General features: G+C 48.8%; 1 rRNA gene. It reads right to left on the bottom strand.

Annotated features, from left to right (window positions below):
- Positions 1–105 precede the first annotated feature (105 nt).
- Positions 106–1,669: ribosomal RNA gene (locus CP363_RS10405) — 16S ribosomal RNA — on the bottom strand.
- Positions 1,670–2,052 lie beyond the last annotated feature (383 nt).

The following is a 2,052-nucleotide window of genomic DNA, read 5'->3' as shown; positions in this document are numbered from 1 at the left end:
TTTGAGGTACTACCCTCAAAACTAAACAAAGTTTCTCAGTGTGCTTCCGCTTGCTCTGGATACTTCTCTTAGCATTCCTGCTCTCCATATCCTTCGCTTCCTTAGAAAGGAGGTGATCCAGCCGCAGGTTCTCCTACGGCTACCTTGTTACGACTTCACCCCAGTCATCTGCCCTGCCTTAGACGGCTCCTTCCCGAAGGTTAGGCCACCGGCTTTGGGCATTGCAGACTCCCATGGTGTGACGGGCGGTGTGTACAAGGCCCGGGAACGTATTCACCGCGGCGTGCTGATCCGCGATTACTAGCGATTCCAGCTTCGTGCAGTCGAGTTGCAGACTGCAGTCCGAACTGAGAACAGCTTTCAGAGATTCGCTTGCCTTCGCAGGCTCGCTTCTCGTTGTACTGCCCATTGTAGCACGTGTGTAGCCCAGGTCATAAGGGGCATGATGACTTGACGTCATCCCCACCTTCCTCCGGTTTGTCACCGGCAGTCTCATTAGAGTGCCCAACTTAATGCTGGCAACTAATAACAAGGGTTGCGCTCGTTGCGGGACTTAACCCAACATCTCACGACACGAGCTGACGACAGCCATGCACCACCTGTCTTAGCGTCCCCGAAGGGAACTTTGTATCTCTACAAATGGCACTAGATGTCAAGACCTGGTAAGGTTCTTCGCGTTGCTTCGAATTAAACCACATGCTCCACCGCTTGTGCGGGCCCCCGTCAATTCCTTTGAGTTTCAACCTTGCGGTCGTACTCCCCAGGCGGAGTGCTTAATGCGTTAGCTGCAGCACTGAGAGGCGGAAACCTCCCAACACTTAGCACTCATCGTTTACGGCATGGACTACCAGGGTATCTAATCCTGTTCGCTACCCATGCTTTCGAGCCTCAGCGTCAGTTGCAGACCAGAGAGCCGCCTTCGCCACTGGTGTTCTTCCATATATCTACGCATTCCACCGCTACACATGGAGTTCCACTCTCCTCTTCTGCACTCAAGAAAAACAGTTTCCGATGCAGTTCCTCGGTTAAGCCGAGGGCTTTCACATCAGACTTATTCTTCCGCCTGCGCTCGCTTTACGCCCAATAAATCCGGACAACGCTTGCCACCTACGTATTACCGCGGCTGCTGGCACGTAGTTAGCCGTGACTTTCTGGTTGATTACCGTCAAATAAAGGCCAGTTACTACCTCTATCCTTCTTCACCAACAACAGAGCTTTACGATCCGAAAACCTTCTTCACTCACGCGGCGTTGCTCCATCAGACTTGCGTCCATTGTGGAAGATTCCCTACTGCTGCCTCCCGTAGGAGTTTGGGCCGTGTCTCAGTCCCAATGTGGCCGATCAGTCTCTCAACTCGGCTATGCATCATCGCCTTGGTAAGCCTTTACCTTACCAACTAGCTAATGCACCGCGGGGCCATCCCATAGCGACAGCTTACGCCGCCTTTTAAAAGCTGATCATGCGATCTGCTTTCTTATCCGGTATTAGCACCTGTTTCCAAGTGGTATCCCAGACTATGGGGCAGGTTCCCCACGTGTTACTCACCCATCCGCCGCTCGCTTTCCTAACGTCATTACCGAAGTAAATCTGTTAGTTCCGCTCGCTCGACTTGCATGTATTAGGCACGCCGCCAGCGTTCGTCCTGAGCCAGGATCAAACTCTCATTTTAAAAAGTTTGAATGATTGCTCATTCCTTATTTAAGATCTTTGTCTCAAATTTATTGCTTGCGAATTGACTTCGCTTCTTGTTTGGGTTTTTACACCCGCACACTTTTAGCGAAACTTTGTTCAGTTTTCAAAGTACTACCTCTGTCTTGCTTTTTGTAAAGCAGACAGCTTTTATATTTTATCAAACCATCATTTCTTTGTCAAGAACTTTTTTGATTTGTTTTTCCGTCTTGCTCAAGCTTTTTCTGCTTTCACCTGACGACATTTAAATATATTACCAGCTTATTTACTTCTTTGCAAGTACTTTTTTCTTTTTATTTGTTTTCTTTCCTTACATGTCTGTTTTTAAGCTCTCGTCGCATCTCTCGAAGCGACTTTATTAAT

Origin of the sequence: Lactobacillus sp. UMNPBX12 (genome assembly GCF_002553955.1) — a bacterium.
Lineage (GTDB): Bacteria > Bacillota > Bacilli > Lactobacillales > Lactobacillaceae > Lactobacillus > Lactobacillus crispatus.
This window is presented reverse-complemented; position numbering and strand designations above follow the sequence as displayed.